This window comes from Aeromonas sp. R7-4, assembly GCF_040908055.1.
GTDB classification, from domain to species: Bacteria; Pseudomonadota; Gammaproteobacteria; order Enterobacterales; family Aeromonadaceae; genus Aeromonas; species Aeromonas sanarellii.
Genome location: NZ_JBFODA010000065.1, coordinates 123,229 through 139,127, shown reverse-complemented (window position 1 = coordinate 139,127; position 15,899 = coordinate 123,229). Strand labels below are relative to the sequence as shown.

Genomic DNA, 15,899 nt, shown 5'->3' with positions numbered 1-15,899 from the left:
GATCCTTAACGACTAAACCAGAAATAGGCCGCAACGGCCAAACCAATACAGAGCCAACCGAGCACATCCACGTAGTGCATCAGCTTGCGCTCCATCTTCTCCCCACCCCAGCGCATCAGGCCTGCCACCAGGAAGAAGCGCATGCCGCGACCGATCAGGGAGGTGACGATGAAGGGCAATAGCGCCATATGGAGCAAGCCCGCCGTGACGGTAAACACCTTGTAGGGGATCGGCGTGAAACTGGCAATAAAAATCACCCAGATGCCCCACTGCTCGAACCACTGTTCAGCCAGGGCGATCTTGTCTTCATAACCGACCGAGGCCACCAGCGGCTGGACCACGGGCTCCCAGAGGGCATAGCCGAGCAGATATCCGAACAGCGCGCCCAGCACCGAAAACAGGGTCGCCAGTGCGGCATAGTGCCAGGCCCGACGGGGCTTGGCCAAGGCCATGGGAGCCAGCATCACATCCACCGGAATGGGCCAGAATACGGACTCGATGAAGGCGGTGATGGCCAGATACCAGGGGGCATACTTGTGGCGTGCCCACTGCATCACCAGCACATAGAGGCGGGAAAACAACTTCACTCGACATCTCCGTCAATCAGGGGAACGAAACGCACCGGCTCCAGGATCCGGCTGGTCAGCTGGGAACCCGAACGCTCGATCAGCTGCAGGGTCTGCTGGCTATCCCCCACCGGCAACACCAGACGGCCCCCGTCGGCCAGCTGATCGGTCAGGGCCTTGGGCACCTCGCTCGCCGCCGCCGTCACCAGGATGGCGTCGAAGGGGCCCTTGTTCGGCCAGCCCAGCCAGCCGTTGCCGTGCTTGGCCGAGACATTGTGCAGATCGAGCTGGCGCAGCCGGCGTCTGGCCTGGAACTGCAGGGACTTGATCCGCTCGACGGTATACACATGCTCCACCAGATGGGCCAGCACCGCCGTCTGGTAGCCTGAGCCCGTCCCGATCTCCAGCACGTGGGCCGGATCGTTCTGGATCAGCAGTTCCGTCATACGTGCCACTATGTAGGGCTGGGAGATGGTCTGGCCATGCCCGATGGGCAGAGCCGTATTGTCCCAGGCCTTGTGGGCCATGGCTTCGTCCACGAACAGCTGGCGCGGCACTTTCGCGATCGCCGCCAGCACGCGGAAATCTCGCACATTCTGGGCAATCAATTGGTTCAACAGGCGCTGTACTATCACAACGTCATCCCTGCAGATCCAGCCAGGCACCCAGACTCGCCAGACTGCTGTAGGCGGTCATGTCAATGGTCAGGGGAGTGATGGAGACATAGCCCTGCTCGATGGCGGCGAAATCCGTCCCCTCGCCCGCATCCTGCTGGCTGCCGGGAGGGCCTATCCAGTAGATGGACTGGCCACGGGGATCCTCGGTACAGATCACCGACTCGGCGCGATGGCGGTTGCCAAGACGCGTCACCCTGATCCCCTTGATCTGATCGAGAGGCAGGTCCGGCACATTGACGTTGAGGATCTGATCGGCGGGCAGCGGATGCACCATCATCCCCCTCACCAGCTGGGCCGCATAGTGGGCCGCCGTGGCGAAATGGGTCTTGCCCACCAGGGAGATGGCCAGCGACGGGAACCCCAGGTGACGTCCTTCGGTCGCGGCCGCCACCGTGCCGGAGTAGATGACGTCATCCCCTAGGTTGGCGCCGTGGTTGATGCCGGCCACCACCATGTCGGGTTCCGGGCGCACCAGCTCGTTGACCGCGAGGTGGACGCAGTCGGTCGGCGTCCCCTTCACCGCATGATACCCGGTTTCGGCGATGCGGGTGACCCTCAGCGGCACCTCCAGCGTCAACGAGTGACTCGCGCCGCTGCGGTTGCGATCCGGCGCCACCACGATGACCTCGCCACAGGCAGTCAGTGCCTCGCTGAGGGCGCGAATGCCCTCGGCATATACTCCATCGTCATTACTGACCAGAATTCGCATCGGTTGAGTTCCTGAAACCGTGATCGGCCTCTTCGGCCTGCATTAACTCGCGTACCACGCTGGTGGCAAAGGCGCCGGCCGGCAGGAAGAACGACAGGGTCAGCGCCCCGTTTGCCAACTGCCAGCTCATGCCTTCCGGCTTGAGCAGCAGCGGGCGCCTGTCCTGATCCAGCCCGGCCTTCTCCAGCCCCTCGCACCAATCGGCATAGGGTGCCAGCACCCCTTGCTCGAACTCGGCGGCGACGCCCTGGCTGGCCAGTCGGCCACGACCCCACTGGGGCGCGGTGAGCTGCACGTCACCGGAGGCGAGGCGCGCTTCCAGCTCGGGGGTCACGCTCTCTTCGCTGAAGATGGAGTGGCTGCCCTTGAGCATCACGCAGTCACCGGCCAGCAGCTGATGGGCCAGCCCCTGCTCGATGCGGGCGCTGACGATGGCGTTGAACAGCATGCTGCGCGCCGCGGAGAGATAGAGGGAGCGCTTATTGCGATCCTTGATCCGCTTGCCGGCAAACATCGCCCTGGCCGCTTCCAGGTTGTTGCCCTCGCGCCCGAAACGCTGCTCGCCGTAATAGTTCGGCACGCCCAGTGTGGCGATGGCCTGCAGGCGGGATTCCAGGCCATCGGCCTGCTCCAGTCCGGTGAGACGCAGGGTGAAGTGGTTGCCCTTGAGGTAGCCGACCCGCAGCTTCTTGTTGTGGCGCTTCACCTGCAGGATCCGGATGCTGTCGCTCTCGATGACCGACAGATCCGGCTCTGCCTTGCCAGGCAGGTGGATGCCGAACCACTGCTCGGTCACCGCGTGGCGATCCTTGAGACCGGCCCAGGTCACCGCGTTGCGGGCGACTCCGGCCGCATCCGCCAGCAGACCAGCCACCCAGGCGGTGTTCTCGCCGGTTTTACGCACCCGGACGAAGATATGCTCCCCCTCCCCGCAGGGCTCAAACCCGAGATCTTCATTGACCACGAAGTCGGCGGCCTCGGCCTTGAGGATGCCCCGGGCGGTGGGCGCCCCGTGCAGATAGCTAAGCTGTTCCAGCATCATTGTTTCACCAGCAGGACGACGGCTTCGGTGGCGATCCCTTCCTTGCGCCCCGTGAAGCCCAGTTGTTCGGTGGTGGTCGCCTTGACGTTCACCCGGTTCAATTCACATTGCAGATCCGCGGCCAGCACGGCGCACATGGCGCCGATGTGGGGCGCCATCTTGGGAGCCTGGGCAATGATGGTCACGTCCAGGTTGCCGATGGCATAGCCCGCCTGCCGTACCCGGGCAAACACGTCCCGCAGCAGGATGCGGCTGTCTATGCCCTTGAATTCGGCCGCAGTATCGGGGAAGTGGCGGCCGATGTCGCCGGCGCCGATGGCCCCCAACAGGGCATCGCTCACCGCGTGCAGCACCACGTCACCGTCGGAGTGGGCAATCAGCCCCTGTTCGTAGGGCACCGCCACCCCGCCCAGCATGCAGGGACCTTCACCGCCAAACTTGTGTACGTCAAAACCATGTCCGATCCGCATCATGCCTGCTGCTCCCCCATCATGCACAAACCTTCCCCATCGAATGGGTATGCCTCAAGACCATGTTCCAAGCGGATCATGCCTGCTCCTCTGTGGGTGAATCGGGTCGCGCCGGCTGGCGCGCACGCTGTTGCTGTAAATAGAGCTCGGCCAGGGAGAGATCTTCCGGCCGGGTCACCTTGATGTTATCGGCCCGCCCCTCCACCATCCTGACGGCGAAACCGGCGCGCTCCATGGCGGAGGCCTCGTCGGTGATGGCCGCCCCCAGCGCCAGCCCCTCCTCCAGCGCCCGCCTGAGGGGGCCGGTGGGGAACATCTGGGGCGTCAGGGCGTGCCAGAGCTGTTCGCGCTCGACGGTGGCGAGGATGTTGCCGGCGGCATCGGTGCGCTTCATGGTATCGCGCACCCGGCTGCCGAGGATGGCGCCGTCGCACGCCATGGCGGTGGCGATGAGCCGGTCGAGATCGCCGTGGGTGAGGCAGGGACGGGCGGCGTCGTGCACCAGCACCCACTCCCCTTGCGCCACATGCAACCCATTGAGCACCGACCAGGCGCGCTCGCTTCCCCCTTCCACCCGCCACACCCGCGGATCGGCGGCCACGGCCAGCGTCTCGAACCAGCGGTCGTGGGGAGCCAGCGCCACTATCACCCGGGCTATGGCCGGATGGGAGAGCAGGCGCTCCAGGGTGTGTTCCAGGATGCACTTCCCCGCCAGCGACAGATACTGTTTCGGGCACTCGGCCCCCATGCGGCTGCCGATGCCGGCGGCCGGGACTATCGCGGTCAAGCCGCCATGGTGATCAGTCATCGTAGGGCACGCCGTCAGGCTCGGTGGCCTGATCTTTTTCTTTGGGAATGATGCGGTAGAAGGTCTCGCCCTGCTTGATATAGCCGAGATCGTTGCGTGACAGCTCCTCGATGGCCTCCAGGCCCGAGGTCAGATCGTCGATCTCCCGGTAAATCAGGTTGTTGCGGTCCTTGAGCACCAGGTTGTCCTGCTGCTGCCGCTCGATGGCATTGGAGAGATCCCGATAGTCGGAGAGGCCGTTCTTCCCGAGCCAGAAGTCATATTGCAGCCCTCCCAACAGGAGGAGCAGGATAAGAGTGAGTAGCCGCATGCACTGAGTCTCCTTCAAGCGGCCTAGTTTCCCATATTCGCAGGCAAGACAAAAGAAAGCCTGTATCGCGGATGGGGTGCCCGGAATAAAAAACATGGCGCCCGCCCATGGGCGAGGCGGATACGAAAAAGCCCCACCGGATGGCGGGGCTTTGGGAGGCTAGGAAGCAGGCGAAAATTAAGCCTGGTTCTTCACTTCTTTCAGACCGCGGAACGGAGCCTTGGTACCCAGGGCTTCTTCGATGCGGATCAGCTGGTTGTACTTGGCAACACGGTCAGAACGGCTCATGGAACCGGTCTTGATCTGGCCAGCAGCGGTACCCACGGCCAGGTCGGCGATGGTGGCGTCTTCGGTCTCACCGGAGCGGTGGGAGATGACGGCGGTGTAGCCAGCGTCCTTGGCCATCTTGATGGCAGCCAGAGTCTCGGTCAGGGAACCGATCTGGTTGAACTTGATCAGGATGGAGTTGGCGATGCCGTTGTCGATGCCGCGCTTCAGGATCTTGGTGTTGGTTACGAACAGGTCGTCACCCACGATCTGGATTTTCTTGCCCAGTTTCTGGGTCTGGTAGGCGAAGCCTTCCCAGTCAGATTCGTCCAGGCCGTCTTCGATGGAGACGATCGGGAACTTGGCCGTCAGCTCTTCCAGGAAGTCGGAGAAACCGTTGGAGGTGAAGATACGACCTTCGCCCTTCAGGTTGTACTCTTTCTTCTCGGCGTCGTAGAACTCGGAAGCGGCGCAGTCCATCGCCAGGGTCACGTCGGTGCCCAGCTTGTAACCGGCAGCGGCAACGGCTTCAGCGATCACTTCCAGCGCTTCGGCGTTGGATTTCAGGTTCGGAGCGAAACCACCTTCGTCACCGACGGCGGTGTTGTAGCCCTTGGACTTCAGCACCTTGGCCAGGTTGTGGAACACTTCTGCGCCCATGCGGACGGCTTCTTTCAGGGTCTTGGCGCCAACCGGCTGGATCATGAACTCCTGGATGTCGACGTTGTTGTCGGCGTGCTCACCACCGTTGATGATGTTCATCATGGGCAGCGGCATGGAGTAGACACCCGGGGTGCCGTTCAGCTCGGCAATGTGGGCGTACAGCGGCATGCCTTTGGCAGCGGCAGCAGCTTTGGCGTTGGCCAGGGAAACAGCCAGGATGGCGTTGGCGCCGAACTTGGATTTGTTCTCGGTACCGTCGAGGTCGATCATGATCTGGTCGACAGTGGCCTGGTCCTTGGCATCTTTACCCAGCAGAGCCTGGGCGATCGGGCCGTTGACGGCTTCGATGGCTTTCAGCACGCCTTTACCCAGGAAACGGCTCTTGTCGCCGTCACGCAGTTCCAGCGCTTCGCGGGAACCGGTGGACGCGCCAGACGGAGCGGCTGCCATACCAACAAAACCACCTTCCAGGTGAACTTCGGCCTCAACGGTCGGGTTACCACGGGAGTCGATGATTTCACGACCGATCACTTTAACGATCTTGGACATGTGTATTTCCTCAGGTTTCGTAAAAAAACAACAAAAATATGCCAAAAAAAGCGGCTGTGGCACAGGGCCCCAACCGCATTTATTTTCAATTACTTCAAATTACGCTTCTGATACTCGCCCGCCGCCTTCACAAAACCGGCGAACAGGGCGTGGCCATCACGGGGAGTCGAGGTGAACTCCGGGTGGAACTGCGCGGCCACGAACCAGGGGTGATCCGGGATCTCGATGATTTCCACCAGCTTCTTGTCGGCGGAGAGACCGGTCACCTTCAGGCCTGCCGCTTCAATCTGCGGCAGCAACTTGTTGTTCACCTCATAACGATGACGGTGGCGCTCGTAAATGGTCGGGCTGCCGTACATCTGGCGCACCTTGGAGTCTTCCACCAGATGGCAGAGCTGGGAACCCAGACGCATGGTGCCACCCAGATCGGACTTCTCGGTCCGGGTCTCGACGTTGCCTTCATCATCCACCCACTCGGTGATAAGGCCGACGACCGGATAGGCGCAATCTTTCTTGAATTCGGAGGAGTGAGCCCCTTCCATGCCCGCCACGTTGCGGGCGTATTCGATCAGGGCGACCTGCATGCCGAGGCAGATACCCAGGTAGGGGATCTTGTTCTCGCGGGCATACTTGGCGGCCAGGATCTTGCCTTCCACGCCGCGCTCGCCGAAGCCACCCGGCACCAGGATCGCATCCAGACCTTCCAGCAGCTCGGCGCCACGGGTCTCGATGTCCTGGGAATCGATGTACTTGATGTTGACGGAGAGACGGGTCTTCAGACCACCGTGCTTGAGCGCCTCGTTGACGGACTTGTAGGCGTCCGGCAGGGAGACGTACTTGCCGACCATGCCGATGGTCACTTCCGCAGTCGGATTGGCTTCTTCATAGATGACCTGTTCCCACTCGGCCAGATCCGCTTCCTTGCACTCGATGCCGAAGCGCTCGGTGATGTAGCCGTCCAGACCCTGGGACTTCAGCAGCGCCGGGATCTTGTAGATGGAGTCGACGTCTTTCATGGAGATGACGGCGCGCTCGGGCACGTTGCAGAACAGGGCGATCTTGGCGCGCTCGTTGGCCGGGATGGCGCGGTCGGAGCGGCAGATCAGCACGTCCGGCTGGATGCCGATGGAGAGCAGCTCCTTCACGGAGTGCTGGGTCGGCTTGGTCTTCACCTCGCCGGCAGCGGCCAGGTAAGGAACCAGGGTCAGATGCATGAACATGGCGTTGTTGCGACCCACGATGGCCGCCAGCTGACGAATGGCTTCGAGGAACGGCAGGGACTCGATGTCGCCCACTGTGCCGCCCACCTCGACGATGGCGACCTGGTGGCCTTCGGCACCGGCAATCACCCGCTCCTTGATGGCGTTGGTGATGTGCGGGATGACCTGGATGGTGGCGCCCAGATAGTCGCCACGACGCTCCTTGCGCAGCACGTCAGCGTAAATGCGGCCAGTGGTGAAGTTGTTGCGGCGGGTCATCTTGGTGCGGATGAAACGCTCATAGTGGCCCAAGTCCAGATCGGTCTCGGCCCCGTCCTCGGTCACGAACACTTCACCGTGCTGGGTCGGGCTCATGGTGCCCGGATCCACGTTGATATAGGGGTCCAGTTTCATGATGGTCACATCCAGACCACGGGCTTCCAGAATGGCTGCCAGAGAAGCTGCGGCAATGCCTTTGCCGAGGGATGAAACAACGCCACCAGTCACAAAAATATATTTGGTCGTCATGCTGAACCTGAAAGAAGTTTAGGGAATTTTAAGGGGTGCTTCGGGGATGAAGCAGGACGGGGAAACAGTATACCAAAACCCCCACTCCCAAACAATGAACAAAAATCTATCAGGCTCCCCGCCCCCCCGTCTTGCGCCAAATCAACTTTGCTCGGATTCTTTGGTTCCGTCCCGGATGACATCCGGTTTCTGCAGGGGCAATCCACCATTCCCGCGCTGTCAACTCTGCTCGGTTTCCTTGGCCTTGGACCAGGCGGCGTCCAGCTTCTCCAGGGAGCAATCCGTCATTTTCAGCCCTTCCGCGGCAATAAACTGCTCAACCTGACGAAAACGACGCTCGAACTTGGCGTTGGCGGCCCGCAGCACCTGCTCGGGATCCTTGCCCAGATGGCGCACCAGGTTGACGGTGGCAAACAGCAGGTCGCCGAGCTCGTCGCTCACCCGTGCCTCGTCCACGTCCGCCATCAGCGCCTCTTCCATCACCTCGTCGATCTCCTCGTGGATCTTGTCCACCACGGGGCCCAGGGTCTTCCAGTCGAAGCCGACGGTGGCGCAGCGCTTCTGGATCTTGGCGGCCCGGGTCAGGGCCGGCAGCGAGAGGGGAATGTCATCCAGCACGCTCGCTTTGTCGAGGGCGGCGCGCTCTCTGGCTTTTTCCGCCTCCCAGTTCGCCTTCACAGCCTGCTCGTCGCCAAGGTCGGCATCGGAGAAGACATGGGGGTGGCGGCGAATGAGCTTCTCGCTCACGGTGTCGACGATGTCGGCGAAATCGAACAGCCCCTGCTCCTTGCCGAGCTGGGCGTAGAACACCACCTGGAACAGCAGATCCCCGAGCTCGCCCTGTAACCCCTGCCAGTCCTGGGTCTCGATGGCGTCGGCCACCTCATAGGCCTCCTCCAGAGTGTGGGGCACTATGGTCTGGAAGCTCTGCTTGAGATCCCAGGGACAACCCCCGTCCCGGTCGCGCAGGCGGGCCATGATGTCGAGCAGTTGGGGCAGGTCGTAGCGTTGGGACATGGGCAACTCACTTTCGATTCGGTAAATGGGGTTCATCAATGTCAGGTCCCGCAACTGCTCCACATGATGTGGAGCAGTTGCGGGAGGAGATGGGGCACGTGATATCCGTCTTCAATGCGCTACAAAGAGGGCGAAAATGCAGACCGACCACTGGGGCCGGTCGATTGGGCATTACAGCCGCTTGGCGCTGATCACGTCGTTGAGCTGGCTGAGCTTGGCCAGGGCCCGGTTGAAGGCGTTGATGTTGTAGATCTCCAGCTCCATGTCGATCTCGGCGGTCTGCTCGCGCACGTTGGAGCGCGAGCGCACCCCCATCACGTTGATCTTCTCGTTGGCGAGCACGGTCGTGATGTCGCGCAGCAGGCCGGATCTGTCGTTGGAGAGGATGCGGATGGTGAGGCCGTAGCCGCCGGAGTAGTTTTCCCCCCAGACCGCATCGATCAGCCGCTCCGGGTTGCGACGCGACAGCTCCTTGAGCTGCTCGCAATCCTCCCGGTGGATGGAGACACCCCGGCCCATGGTGATGAAGCCCTGGATGGCGTCCCCCGGAATGGGCTGGCAGCAGCGGGCTATATGAGTCATCAGATTGCCGACCCCCTCTACCACGATGTGGTCCTTGGGCTTGGGACGGAACGGCACGTTGGCCTTCTGCTCCAGCTTCTCCAGCAGCCGGCGATCCTCTTCCTCGGCGGTCGGCTTGTTGTAGCGGGTGTCCAGGTAGTTGAGCAGCTGGTTGATGCGGATGTCGCCGCTGCCGATGCCGGCCAGCAGGTCCTCCAGCTCCTCGGCGTGGAAGCGTTCCAGCACCACCTTGTCCACCTTGGAGAGGGTCAGGTTGTGCCTGTCCAGCTCCTTCTCCAGCAACTCCTTGCCGGCGGCGATGTTCTTGTCCCGATCCAGTTTTCTGAACCAGGTGGCCACCTTGGCTCGCGCCCGGCTGGAGCGCAGGAAGCCGGCGTTCGGGTTCATCCAGTCGCGGCTCGGGTTCGGCTCCTTCTGGGTGATCACCTCCACCTGATCGCCGGTCTGCAGCGTATAGGTGAAGGGCACGATGCGACCGTCTATCTTGGTGCCGATGCAGCGGTGGCCGATCATGCTGTGCACGTGATAGGCGAAGTCGAGCGGGGTGGCGCCCGCCGGCAGGTCAATCACGTCCCCCTTGGGGGTGAACACATAGACCCTGTCCTCGAACACCTGACTGCGCAGATCGTCCAGCAATGATCCGCTCTCGGAGAGATCCTCCTGCCAGGCGAGGAGCTTGCGCAGCCACTCGATCTTGTCTTCGAAGGTGTTGGTCTTGGTGGCCGCCTGGGCCCCTTCCTTGTAGCGCCAGTGGGCGGCGACGCCGAGCTCCGCGTCCTGATGCATCTGTTCGGTGCGGATCTGGATCTCCACCGTCTTGCCCTCTTCCCCCACCACCACGGTGTGGATGGACTGGTAGCCGTTGGGTTTGGGGTTGGCGACATAGTCGTCAAATTCCCGGGGGATATGGTGGAAGTGGGTGTGGACTATGCCGAGCGCCGCGTAGCAATCCTGCAGCCGCTTGGTGATCACCCGCACCGCGCGCACGTCGAACAGCTCGTTGAACTCGAGGTGCTTCTTCTGCATCTTGCGCCAGATGCTGTAGATGTGTTTCGGCCGGCCGTAGACCTCGGCCTCCACCCCCGCCTCCTTCAGGGCATCCCGCAGGGTTTGCACGAAGTCGCGGATGTAACGCTCCCGATCGAGACGTTTCTCGTCGAGTTGCTTGGCGATCTGCTTGTAGGTGTCCGGATGCAGGTAGCGGAAGGCGAGATCCTCCAGTTCCCACTTGAGCTGGCCGATGCCGAGGCGGTTCGCCAGCGGCGCATAGATGTTGGTGATCTCCTGGGCCATCAGCACCCGGGTCTCTTCATCGGCCTTCTTCGCCTCCCGCAGGCAGGCGATGCGCTCCGCCAGCTTGATCACCACGGCGCGCACATCCTCCACCATGGCGAGCAGCATGCGGCGCACGTTGTCGACCTGTTCCGGGGAGGTTTCGCTGCGGTGCAGGGTCTGCAGGGAGCGGATGGCCTCCATCTCCAGCACCCCTTCCACCAGCTTGGCGATCTTGGCGCCGAAGTCCTCGTTCACCTTTTCCTGGCTGATGAGGCCCGCTTCGACGAAGGGGTAGAGAATGGCGGCCTTGAGGGTGGCGAGATCCATGCTGAGCATCAGCAGTATGCCCACCATCTCGACGCCGCGCACCAGCAAGCGGTTGGTGAGCGCCTCGTCACCCAGCGTCAGACAGTACTGGTAAACGGTTCGCAGCTGATTCTTGTCACTTTCACTTAAGGAGAGGGAACTGACCCACTCCTCCAGGGTGAAATTGTCTTTCAAATGAATATCGCGCACCGCAACCATGGTATCAATCCTTAAAAGTGTGGGGCCGAAAGCCGATGCCTTCCCTACCCCTCATCAGCTGATGACTGCCTCAAATGGGGATGCATGGGCGAGTTTTCAAGGCATGCCGCCGTGCAAGGCAGCAGGGCTCTCCCCCACATCCGGTCCATTTTTGAAGATCTAGATTACCCTAATCACTCCCGCTCAAACAGCGCCGCGGCCATCGGAAAACCGATGTCGCCGCTTCGCCCTCCTGCCCCGGGGCACGGCACAAACGTCCGTTCCCCCCCAGTTCAAACAGCACCATGGACTCCAAGTGGCCGCTGTTTGGGAACATCCATTTACTTCCGCTCGAACAGTGCCATGGATTCCAGATGCCCCGTGTGGGGGAACATGTCCAGCATCCCCAGCCGGGTCAACCGATAGCCCCCCTGCACCAGCACCCGGCTGTCCCGGGCCAGGGTGACGGGGTTGCAGGAGACATAGACCACCCGTTTCGGTGCAAGTGCCACCACGTGGCTCATCACCTCCAGGGCGCCGGGCCTCGCCGGATCCAGCAGGACCAGGTCAAATCCCTCCCGCGCCCAGGACATGCCGACGATGTCGCCACTCAAGTCCGCCTTGTAGAAGCGGGCATTGGTGATGCCGTTGCGGCGGGCGTTCTCCTCGGCGCGGGCCACCATGGCCAGCTCCCCCTCGACCCCCACCACTTCCCGGGCCTGACGGGCCAGCGGCAGGGTGAAGTTGCCGATGCCGCAGAAGAGATCCAGCACCTTGTCGTCCCGGGTCGCCCCGAGCCAGGCCAGCGCCTGCTCGACCATGCGCTGGTTGATGGGGCCATTGACCTGGATGAAGTCACCGGGGGCAAATGCAAGAGACAGGCCATCCAGTGTGTAATCGAGTGCAAATTGCTGGCGCAGGGGTTCGATGCGATCGTCCGCCGCCTGCAGATAGAGGTCGATCCCTTGCGCTTGCGCGAATTCGATCAGCAGGGCGCGATCCGCCTCGTTGGGACGACCCGTGTGGCGCAGCAGCATCATGATGCCCTGCTCGGCCTGGATGAGCTCGGCGTGACCCAGCTCGCGCTGGCTCTTGAGACGGTTGAGGCAGTCCCGCAGCGGCGCGATGAGGGCCGAGAGCGGCGCGGCCAGCACCGGGCAGCCGGCAATCTCCACCAGATCGTTCGATTGACGACGGCGGAAACCCACCCGGGTGCAGCGGCCGTTCTTGTCAAACTTGATGGCCAGCCGGCAGACCCGGCGGTAGGCGCGAGACTCCCCCGTCAGCACGGGATCCAGTGCCGGGGCCTGGATGTTGCCGAGGCGCTCGAACAGGCTGACCAGACCGGCCTCCTTGACCGCCTGCTGATCCGCCTCACCAAGGTGCTGGGCGCTGCAACCTCCACACTCGCGATAGTGGTCGCAGAAGGGGGCGATGCGATTGGCTGCCGGGGTCAGCACCTGCTGCAGGGCACCGTGGGCATAGTGCTTCTTGTCGTCGATGATGCGGGCCTGGATCCGCTCGCCGGGCAGCGCCCCCTCGACGAAGATCGCCTTGCCCTGATGACGGCCGACACCGACACAGTGGTGATCCAGACTGTCTATCGTAAATTCAATACGTTGGGGCTGGGTGGATTTCTTTTGGGGCTTGAAAAACTGGGCCATAAAACTTGGTGCCTATAGGTGGCTATGTCATGATTGTGGAATCTGCGGCAGACCATTGTCCCACAAGAATAATCGTATGACCAAATACGGCCTGAGTGCCCGAGCCGCGACATCCGCCCCATCGCCCATTCTGACCAAAAGTGGCCCATTGATATGACCGGATACGGCCTGAGACCCCGTACAGCGACATCGACTGTATTGCCTGCCCGACCCCTCCGCCGGCACGCCCCCGGGGCGATGACCTTGTTCCCCCTTGCCGCCGGTTTGCCAGCATGACCAAGTATGGCCTCAGAGCCCGTGTGCTGGCCTTTACCATCTTGCCGACCCTGATCATCGGCGGCCTGATCGCCGGTTACTTTACCTTCCATCGCTACCATCAGCTGGAAAACAACCTGATCGATCAGGGCATCAACATCATAGAGCCGCTGGCCATCGCCAGCGAATACGGAATGACCCAGCACAGCCGCGAGTCCCTCAAGCGGTTGATCGGGCTCACCCATCGCAAGAACTCGCCCTTCATCAAGTCCATCGCCGTCTTCACCCAGGACAACCAGCTCTTCGTCACCTCCAATTACCACCGGGACTTCAGCCAGTTGCGCCTGCCGGACGGCAGCGTCATCCCGGCCCTGACCAGCGTCTCCTTCAATGGCGATGACATCATCTTGCGCACCCCCATCCAGGCCGAGACCAGCCTGGACGGCTTCCCGCTGCCAAGCGATCTGGAGCCGCCCGTCATCGGCTACATCTCCATGCAGCTCGCCACGGACAGGGCCATCGTCCTGCAGTATCGCGACGCCTTCTTCGCCGTGGTCATCGTGCTCATCGGTCTGGCCATCAGCACCCTGTTCGGCTTTCGTCTGGTCAAGAGCGTGACCCAGCCCATCACCGACATGGTGCAGGCGGTGCACCGAATCCGGGAGGGGCGGCTCGACACCCGGGTCAGCGGACAACTCACCGGCGAGCTGGACATGCTGAAAAACGGCATCAACGCCATGGCGAAGGCGCTCTCTGAATACCACGAGGAGATGCAGCAGAACATCGATCAGGCCACCTCGGATCTGCGCGAGACGCTGGAACAGATCGAGATCCAGAACGTCGAGCTCGACATGGCGAAGAAGCGCGCCCAGGAGGCGGCCAGGGTCAAGTCCGAGTTCCTCGCCAACATGTCCCACGAGCTGCGCACGCCCTTGAACGGTGTCATCGGCTTCACCCGCCAGCTGCTCAAGACCAGCCTGACCCCGAGCCAGACCGACTACATGCAGACCATAGAGAAGTCGGCGCGCAACCTGCTCGGCATCATCAACGACATCCTCGACTTCTCCAAGCTGGAGGCGGGCAAGCTGCAACTGGAGCATATCCCCTTCAGCCTGCGGGACACCCTCAACGAGACCATGCACCTGCTGGGCCCCAGCGCCCACGACAAGCAGCTCGAGCTCTCCCTGCAGGTGGATGCCGCCGTGCCGGACTACCTCACCGGCGACCCCATGCGCCTGCAGCAGGTGCTCACCAACCTCACCGGCAACGCCATCAAGTTCACCGAGCGCGGCAACGTGGACGTGCGTGTCGAGCAGACCGGCGAATCGAGCGGCAACAAGGTGCGCTTGCGGGTGCTCATTCGCGATACCGGCATCGGCATCTCGGAAGAGCAGCAGCGCCAGCTGTTCCAGGCCTTCAACCAGGCCGACTCGTCGATCTCGCGCCGTTATGGGGGCACCGGCCTCGGGCTCGTCATCACCCAGAAGCTGGTGCAGCAGATGGGGGGGCAGATCCGGTTCGAATCCGAGCTTGGCAAGGGTTCCGTCTTCTCCTTCAACCTGGAGCTGGATGTCTCCCCCCTGCCTCAGACCGAGCGGCTTCCGCTGGATCGCATCCTCGGCAAGCGGGTCTGGCTGCTGGAGCCGGATCCCTTCACCCACGCCTCCCTGCTCGCCCTGCTGGCCGAGTGGCAGCTGGACGTGCACTCCCTGACGGTGGACGAGGAGTGGCCCCAGATGAGCAGCCAGGACATGGTGCTCATCGGCAGCAGCACCCTGCACAGCCCGCAGCAGGTGATTGCCCGCCTCGACGGCCTGGACGGCCAGCAGAACACCATAGTGATGCTCAGCAGCCACGAGCCGTCGCTCTATGACGCCATGCTGGCCCATGGTGCCGTCCACTGCCTCTCCAAGCCCATCAACCATCGCAAGCTGCTGCACGCCCTGCTCTCCCCCGAGGCGGCCAGGAGCACGCCGCTGCCCGCACCGTCGCAGCGCACCGGGCAGGAGATCAAGGTGCAGGCCGTCAAGGTGCTGGCGGTGGATGACAACGCCGCCAACCTCAAGCTCATCGCCGCCATGCTCAAGGAGATGGTGACCGAGGTGGTGGTGTGCAAGAACGGCAAGGAGGCGGTCAACCTGGCCCAGAGCCAGCCGTTCGACATCATCTTCATGGATATCCAGATGCCCGTCATGGACGGCATCAGCGCCACCCAGGCGATCCGCCATCACTCCCTCAACACCGAGACCCCCATCGTCGCGGTGACCGCCCACGCCATCCCGGGCGAGCGGGAGCGGTTGATCCGCCAGGGGATGGATGACTACCTGGCCAAGCCCATCGACGAGGGGATGCTGGCGCAGCTCATCACCGACTTCGCCCACCGGCGCCACCAGAATCACGGGGATAGACAGATAGACTGGGACCTCGCCGTGCGCCAGGCCGCCGGCAAGCAGGCGCTGGCCAAGGAGATGCTGACCATGCTGCTGGCCAGTTTCGACGAAGTGGAGCCCCTGCTTGAGGCAGCCCTGGAAGGGACGGCCGACGACGCCGAGGTGCTGGCCCAGCTCCACCGCCTCAACGGCGGCTGCGCCTACTCCGGAGTCCCCGGCCTGCAACGCCTGCTCTCCCAGCTCGAGCAGCAGCTGCGGGACGGGGTGGCCGTGAGCGATCTCGAACCCGAGTTGCTGGAGCTGCAGGATGCCCTGGAGCAGGTGAGGCGGGAGGCCCCCCCTTACCTGGCCCTGGCCGACTGAGGCGCTTTTTCTGACTGCGACGCCGGCAGGTGGTAACATCGCGCCGTTTCCACAGGAGTCA

At 62.6% G+C, this 15,899-nt stretch carries 13 protein-coding genes; 1 reads left to right on the top strand and 12 read right to left on the bottom strand.

Annotated features, from left to right (window positions below; genetic code table 11):
- Positions 1–5: 5 nt before the first annotated feature.
- The 12 genes from AB5Y72_RS18855 to rlmD form a co-directional block, all read right to left on the bottom strand.
- Positions 6–587 carry a YqaA family protein gene (locus AB5Y72_RS18855; protein WP_042077190.1) on the bottom strand — a complete coding sequence of 194 codons (582 nt, stop codon included), beginning with the start codon at positions 585–587 and terminating at the stop codon, positions 6–8.
- Complete coding sequence (locus AB5Y72_RS18850) at positions 584–1,201, bottom strand: protein-L-isoaspartate(D-aspartate) O-methyltransferase (protein WP_325782895.1); 618 nt, start codon at positions 1,199–1,201, stop codon at positions 584–586. Before AB5Y72_RS18850 ends, AB5Y72_RS18855 begins: the two co-directional genes overlap by 4 nt.
- 4 nt (positions 1,202–1,205) lie before the next feature.
- The gene (gene surE / locus AB5Y72_RS18845; protein ID WP_325782894.1) at positions 1,206–1,952 is read right to left on the bottom strand and encodes a 5'/3'-nucleotidase SurE; all 747 of its coding nucleotides are present in this window, start codon (positions 1,950–1,952) and stop codon (positions 1,206–1,208) included.
- Positions 1,933–2,991: a tRNA pseudouridine(13) synthase TruD gene (gene truD, locus AB5Y72_RS18840; RefSeq protein ID WP_325782893.1), complete on the bottom strand. Its 1,059-nt coding sequence runs from the start codon at positions 2,989–2,991 to the stop codon at positions 1,933–1,935. Before truD ends, surE begins: the two co-directional genes overlap by 20 nt.
- The gene (gene ispF / locus AB5Y72_RS18835; protein ID WP_325782892.1) at positions 2,991–3,467 is read right to left on the bottom strand and encodes a 2-C-methyl-D-erythritol 2,4-cyclodiphosphate synthase; all 477 of its coding nucleotides are present in this window, start codon (positions 3,465–3,467) and stop codon (positions 2,991–2,993) included. The genes truD and ispF overlap by 1 nt, the downstream gene beginning before the upstream one ends.
- A 73-nt stretch (positions 3,468–3,540) precedes the next feature.
- Entirely contained in the window at positions 3,541–4,272 is a 732-nt protein-coding gene (gene ispD / locus AB5Y72_RS18830) for a 2-C-methyl-D-erythritol 4-phosphate cytidylyltransferase (protein ID WP_318162629.1), read from the bottom strand.
- A complete protein-coding gene (gene ftsB, locus AB5Y72_RS18825) occupies positions 4,265–4,582 on the bottom strand; it encodes a cell division protein FtsB (protein ID WP_041211065.1) in 318 nt (105 codons plus the stop codon). The genes ispD and ftsB overlap by 8 nt, the downstream gene beginning before the upstream one ends.
- A gap of 177 nt (positions 4,583–4,759) precedes the next feature.
- Complete coding sequence (eno, locus tag AB5Y72_RS18820; protein WP_219143528.1) at positions 4,760–6,061, bottom strand: phosphopyruvate hydratase; 1,302 nt, start codon at positions 6,059–6,061, stop codon at positions 4,760–4,762.
- A gap of 89 nt (positions 6,062–6,150) precedes the next feature.
- Entirely contained in the window at positions 6,151–7,788 is a 1,638-nt protein-coding gene (gene pyrG / locus AB5Y72_RS18815; RefSeq protein WP_041211063.1) for a glutamine hydrolyzing CTP synthase, read from the bottom strand.
- Positions 7,789–8,007: 219 nt separating this feature from the next.
- Positions 8,008–8,805, bottom strand: coding sequence for a nucleoside triphosphate pyrophosphohydrolase (mazG, locus tag AB5Y72_RS18810; RefSeq protein ID WP_325782891.1), 798 nt, complete (start codon positions 8,803–8,805; stop codon positions 8,008–8,010).
- A gap of 171 nt (positions 8,806–8,976) precedes the next feature.
- Positions 8,977–11,187, bottom strand: a complete 2,211-nt coding sequence (gene relA, locus AB5Y72_RS18805; RefSeq protein WP_216990981.1) for a GTP diphosphokinase — start codon at positions 11,185–11,187, stop codon at positions 8,977–8,979.
- 320 nt (positions 11,188–11,507) lie between these two features.
- Complete coding sequence (gene rlmD / locus AB5Y72_RS18800; RefSeq protein WP_209794064.1) at positions 11,508–12,830, bottom strand: 23S rRNA (uracil(1939)-C(5))-methyltransferase RlmD; 1,323 nt, start codon at positions 12,828–12,830, stop codon at positions 11,508–11,510.
- A 272-nt stretch (positions 12,831–13,102) separates the two neighbouring features.
- Here rlmD and barA point away from each other — a divergent pair, with 272 nt between their 5' ends.
- On the top strand, positions 13,103–15,838 hold the full coding sequence (gene barA, locus AB5Y72_RS18795; protein ID WP_216990982.1) for a two-component sensor histidine kinase BarA: 2,736 nt from the start codon (positions 13,103–13,105) through the stop codon (positions 15,836–15,838).
- Positions 15,839–15,899: the final 61 nt, after the last annotated feature.